This is a genomic window from Citreimonas sp. (assembly GCF_042096055.1).
Taxonomy (GTDB): domain Bacteria; phylum Pseudomonadota; class Alphaproteobacteria; order Rhodobacterales; family Rhodobacteraceae; genus Citreimonas.
On sequence record NZ_JBELMH010000127.1, the window covers coordinates 1 to 5451 of the forward strand.

Below are 5451 nucleotides of genomic sequence, written 5' to 3' on the forward strand. Positions count from 1 at the left end.
GCCGCCGCCGCGCACCCGCGCGCAGACCGCCCGGCCGCAGGCGGCGGTGCCGCCCCGCATCGTCCGCAGCGCGCCCGCGCGCAGCACGGCTGCGACCGACACCTGGACGATGCCCGCCCGCGCCGGCGCGGATGCCGCGGTGATCCCGGCTGCGGGCGGCGGCACGATGGCGGTGGCAGCCACGTCGTGGATCGTCCCGCGCCACGTCTTCGAGACGCGGGTCGAGCGGGGCGTGACCGTGCCGGCGGGCTACCAGCCGGCGTGGGAGGACGGGCGCCTGAACCCCTGGCGGGCCTGGCAGAAGGTCGACGGCCACCGCGCGACCCAGCGCGTCTGGACCGACACCGTGCCGCGCCAGGGCATTCCGCAAGGGGCGGTCGCGACCGTCGAGGATCCGATCGCGGTCTATCGCACCACGGCGCCGGCCCCGCGCAGCCATGCCGCGCCGCGCGTCCGGTATGAGACCGCCGAAGGCCAGCGCGCTGTGGTCTCGACCAGCGGCGTGGCCGCGACGGCGGCACGGTTCGTGCGCGTGGGGCTGTTCAGCAGCCAGGATCGCGCCGAGGCTGCGGCGGTTCGGTTGCGCGCGGCCGGGCTGCCGGTGCGCTTCGGCTCGCAAAGCCATGACGGCCGGCAGATGCGTGCCGTCCTGGTGGGGCCGTTCGCGTCGGAGTCGGGGCTGAGCGACGGGTTGGCCCGCACGCGCGACGCGGGCTATGCGGGCGCGATCGCGGACTAGCTAGGCGCCGCAGACACCCTGCAGGCGCACCCAGTCTGAATCGCTCGCGACCGGCGTGCCGCCGTCGCCGCCGGGATCGGCCTCGATCAGCGGCAGCGTGGTCTCTCCGGTGGGATCGATCGCGTAGGCGTAGGGCGTGCTGCGCATCTGCGCCGTGCCGAACGCCGCCAGCAACGCGTCGTGCGGTGCCGGGCGTTGCGGTGCGGTCAGCACCTGTTCCGCGTATGACGACAGCGACTCTTCGGGCAGGCTGCCGGTGGTCAGCAATTGCAGCGTGGCGATCAGGCCGGCGTGGTCCAGCACGTCGCGCAGCGGATCGTCCAGCGTGGCGCGCAGCGCCTCGGCGAGGATGTAGCCGGCGGCGATGTCCGGATCTTCGTGATCCTCGAAGACCTGCCGACCCAGCAGGATCACCCCCCCGGGTAGGTGCGCGCTGTCGCGCGTGGCGGTGGGCAGCACCACCAGCGCGCCGGCGCGGTCGGGCCCCAGCACCCGCGCGGCCAGCCGGCGCAGCGGTGCGCGGGCATCGCGGCCGCGACAGGGCTGGCCTGTGACGCGGGTCATGTGCGCCAGCACGGCTTGGCCGATCTCCGCCCGCTTGGCCGGGGGCACCACGGTGGTGGCGTAGCGTTCCAGCGCGCTGGGCAGCCAGAGCACCGCCGCCAGCGCGATCACCGCCGCGGCCGACCCGCCAAGCACGAAGCGCAGCTTGCCCGGGCGCGGCCGGCGCCGGTCGATCGCGCGCAGCACGCGGTCGATGCCGTCGATCATCGTGGTCTCGTCCTCGGGGATTTCGAGCGTCTCGCCCGGATCGCCGTCGAGGTGGTAAAGCGCGGGCCGCACCGTGCCGTTGGCGCGCACCATGGCCGCCACGGACCAATGCGTCAGCACCGCGCCGCTGACCTCGGTCAGGGTCAGCGTGGCGTCGCCCAAAGAGACGATCACCTCGCGGCGCTGTTCGCCGGGCGCGGGACGCCAGAGGCCCGTGGCCTCGAGCCTGTCGTACTCTTTCAACGCGGTCATGCGGGCCTGTATGCGCCTTGTCGCTTTGACACCGGTCTACCGCGCGCCGCGCGGGCTGGAAAGCCCGCGTGTCAGTTCAGCAGATCCTCGTAGAGCCAGGCGTGGCTGCGATGCGCGGACCGATCGTGCCGCGTGGTCGTGCGGCCGCGCAGATCCTCGACGTGGGGCGGCTGTGCCTGCGCCTCGCGGGGCCGGTCCTCGGCCGGGGCGGGCGTCTTGTCGGTGCCGTCGGTCATGGTCGTCTCCTTCGCATGTCCACGGCATGAACTGGGGCGCGCGCCGGGCCTGCCAAGGGCGGATCACAGCTCGCGCGCCACGGCGCGCAGCTCGAACTTCTGGATCTTGCCCGTCGAGGTCTTGGGAAGCTCGCGGAAAACCACGGCCTTGGGGGTCTTGAACCCGGCCAGCCGTTCGCGCGCGAAGGCGATCAGCTCGGCCTCGGTCGCCTGCGCGCCGTCCTTCAGCTCGACGAAGGCGCAGGGCACCTCGCCCCACTTCTCGTCGGGCTTGGCGACCACGGCGCACAGCGACACCGCGTCGTGTGCCATCAGGCAGCCCTCGACCTCGACCGAGCTGACGTTCTCGCCGCCCGAGATGATGATGTCCTTGGCGCGGTCGGCGATCTGGACGTAGTTGTCGGCGTGCATCACCGCGATGTCGCCCGAGTGGAACACCCCGCCGGCGAAGGCCTCGGCCGTGGCCTTTGGGTTCTTGAGGTAGCCCTTCATCACGCCGTTGCCGCGGAACACGATCTCGCCCTTCGTGGTGCCGTCGCGGGGCACGGGGTTGCCGGCCTCGTCCCAGACGTCGACCGGCTCCATGAACGGCATGGCGACGCCCTGGCGCGCCTTCTGCGACGCGCGCGCGTCGCCCTGAAGGTGGTCCCAGTCGGCCGACCAGCAGCATTCGGTGGCGGGGCCGTAGGTCTCGGTCAGGCCGTAGACATGCGTGATGTTGAAGCCCATCGTCTCGATCTTCGCCAGCGTGGCGGGGGCGGGCGGCGCGCCGGCGGTGAAGACCTCGACCACGTGGTCGAAGGCGCGCCGCGCCTCGGGCGGGGCGTTGACCAGCGCGTTGAGCACGATCGGTGCGCCGCCGAAATGGGTCACGCCCTCGTCGGCGATGGCGTCGAAGATGGGCTTGGCGGCGATCTCGCGGCAGCAGACCAGCGTGCCGCCGAGCGCGGGCATCATCCAGGTGTGGCACCAGCCGTTGCAATGGAACAGCGGCACGATCGTCAGGTAGACCGGATGCAGCACCATGCGCCACGACAGCACCTGGCCCATTGCGTTAAGATAGGCGCCGCGGTGATGGTAGACGACGCCCTTGGGCCGTCCGGTGGTGCCCGAGGTGTAGTTGAGCGCGAGGCTCTCCCACTCGTCGTCGGGCATCACCCAGGCGAAGTCCGGATCGCCGCGCGCCAGCAGGTCCTCGTATTCCAGGTGCTCGCTGGTGGCGGGCGCGCCGCCGTGGCGGTCGGCGACCTCGATCACCTGCGGCGCGGGACCCTCCATCCGCGCCATGGCGGCGGCCAGGGCCTCCATGAACTGCGCGTCGCAGAGCACGACCCTGGCTTGCCCGTGGTCGAGGATGTAGGCGACCGTGTCGACGTCGAGCCGCGTGTTGATCGTGTTGAGCACGGCGCCGCAGGCGGGCACGCCGAAATGCGCCTCGGCCTGGGCGGGGATGTTGGGCAGGATCGTCGCCACCACCTCGCCCGGACGCACGCCCAGACCGGCGAGGGCCGAGGCGAGGCGCGTGACGCGCTGGTAGTACTCCGCGTAGGTCTTGCGGTGCGGGCCGTAGACCACGGCGGTGCGCGTCGGAAACACCTGCGCCGCGCGCTGCAGGAACGACAGCGGAGTCAGCGGCACGTGGTTCGCGGCGTTTCTCTCGAGCCCGGTCTCGTCGGCCATCCACCCCATGATGTGTCTCCCCCCTCGCGGCTTTGGTCGCGACCATGAATAGCACCGTTGTGCGCGCAAATCGCATGGAAAACAGCGCGGGCGCACGGGAACGCCCGGGTGTTTCTTCTGCTTCCGAAAATCTTGGGGGAGACGCGGCGGGGGCAGCGCCCCCTGCACGCTTAGGGGCCGTCGATCGGGACCAGCAGCGCGTCGTCCAGCGTGCAGTCGCGCACCACGTCCGCGCCGCAGGTCACGGGGTCCAGGTCACGCGACAGGCACAGGCGCACCTCCTGCACCTGGCCGTCGCGGCAGGTGACGGTGACGCCGTCGGGGCCGAAGGCGGGGTTGTCTTTCAGGAACGCCTCTTCCACGACCCGCGCCGGCAGGCGAACCGGCTCGTCCAGCCGGCGGAACACGTTCGGGCGCGCGACCGCGTCGTAGGCGTCGCGCGACAGGTCGAAATACGCCGTCGCCGACAGGCCCGAGCAGGTGCCGTGCTTCTTCCACTGGTGCCACGCCAACCCGGCCTCGCCCATGATGTCGGCCATCGCCGCGGTCTGCGCGCGCGAGGGCGGGGCGGTGCCGGTGGGGCAGTAGGACTGCCAGCCTGTGTCGTATTGCGGCCAGAGGCCATGCAGCGACCAGCCCAACCCGCGGCCGCATTGCTCGGATCCGCGGGCGATGCCTTCGCGGTCGCACCAGCCGGGCGACCAGCTGAGTGCGAGCACGTAGTAGTCGAAGTCGCCGGGCCGCTCGCCCTCGGCGCGGGCCATGCCGGCGGCCAGCAGAAGGACCGCAAGGGCTGCGCGCATTTGCTCTTTCCTCATGATGCCAAGGCGATTATATAGCGCCCGAGTTTCCCGACAACGGTAACTGTCCCGGATGGCCGGGACCGCCTGGCCCCGAAGGCCACGGCGCGGGAAGGACTATTGCAAGGAGACGTGACATGGCCAAGCTGCTGCACCCGAAGGCGACCGCCGTCTGGCTGGTGGACAACACCACCCTCAGCTTCAAGCAGATCGCGGAATTCACCGGCTATCACGAGCTGGAAGTGCAGGGCATCGCCGACGGCGACGTGGCCGCGGGCGTCAAGGGCTTCGACCCGGTCGCCAACAACCAGCTTGAACAGGACGAGATCGACCAGGCCGAGAAGAACCCGCTTTACAAGATGAAGCTGAAGTTCAACCCAGCTGCGCTGGACGAGGACAAGCGCCGAGGCCCGCGCTACACCCCGCTGTCCAAGCGCCAGGACCGTCCCGCCGCGATCCTGTGGCTGGTCAAGTTCCACCCCGAGCTGGCCGACAGCCAGATCAGCAAGCTGGTGGGCACGACCAAGCCGACGATCCAGTCGATCCGCGAGCGTACGCACTGGAACATCCAGAACATCCAGCCGATCGACCCTGTCGCGCTGGGCCTGTGCCGCCAGTCCGAACTGGACGCCGCCGTGGCCAAGGCCGCCAAGAAGCAGGACGCGGTGATGAACGACGACGAGCGGCGCAAGCTGGTCTCGACCGAGCAGAGCCTCGGAATGGACGCCGAGCCGCGCCTGCCGTCGGCGATCGAGGGCCTCGAGACGTTCAGCCTGTCGGGCTCGTCGCGCGAGGACGAGGACGAGAAGAAGGCGGCGCGGAAGGATTATTCCGACGCGGAAAGCTTCTTCAACCTGCCCGACGACGCGTCCGACGACGACGAGGACGAGGACCAGAAGTGACGGCACGCGGCCTGCGCGCCGCGGGTGTCCTGATACGAAACGGGCGGCCAAAGGGCCGCCCGTTTTCGTTT

6 protein-coding genes are annotated in these 5451 nt (G+C 70.8%); 2 read left to right on the plus strand and 4 right to left on the minus strand.

Going from position 1 to position 5451, the window contains the following annotated elements:
- Nucleotides 1-739, plus strand: a 739-nt coding sequence (locus ACFDTC_RS17145) for an SPOR domain-containing protein (RefSeq protein ID WP_375260095.1), incomplete at its 5' end; no start/stop codon positions are given.
- Here the strand turns inward: ACFDTC_RS17145 and ACFDTC_RS17150 are convergent.
- The 4 genes from ACFDTC_RS17150 to ACFDTC_RS17165 all read right to left on the minus strand — a co-directional run bounded on the left by ACFDTC_RS17150 (nucleotide 740) and on the right by ACFDTC_RS17165 (nucleotide 4481).
- Nucleotides 740-1762 carry a hypothetical protein gene (locus ACFDTC_RS17150; protein WP_375260096.1) on the minus strand — a complete coding sequence of 341 codons (1023 nt, stop codon included), beginning with the start codon at nucleotides 1760-1762 and terminating at the stop codon, nucleotides 740-742.
- A 71-nt stretch (nucleotides 1763-1833) separates the two neighbouring features.
- Nucleotides 1834-1998 (minus strand): hypothetical protein, encoded by a 165-nt coding sequence (locus ACFDTC_RS17155; protein WP_375260097.1) that lies wholly within the window; start codon nucleotides 1996-1998, stop codon nucleotides 1834-1836.
- A 63-nt stretch (nucleotides 1999-2061) separates the two neighbouring features.
- Nucleotides 2062-3687: an AMP-binding protein gene (locus ACFDTC_RS17160; protein ID WP_375260098.1), complete on the minus strand. Its 1626-nt coding sequence runs from the start codon at nucleotides 3685-3687 to the stop codon at nucleotides 2062-2064.
- A 161-nt stretch (nucleotides 3688-3848) separates the two neighbouring features.
- Nucleotides 3849-4481 (minus strand): ribonuclease T, encoded by a 633-nt coding sequence (locus ACFDTC_RS17165; RefSeq protein WP_375260099.1) that lies wholly within the window; start codon nucleotides 4479-4481, stop codon nucleotides 3849-3851.
- Nucleotides 4482-4615: 134 nt separating this feature from the next.
- Here ACFDTC_RS17165 and ACFDTC_RS17170 point away from each other — a divergent pair, with 134 nt between their 5' ends.
- Nucleotides 4616-5380: a DUF1013 domain-containing protein gene (locus tag ACFDTC_RS17170; RefSeq protein WP_375260100.1), complete on the plus strand. Its 765-nt coding sequence runs from the start codon at nucleotides 4616-4618 to the stop codon at nucleotides 5378-5380.
- Nucleotides 5381-5451 lie beyond the last annotated feature (71 nt).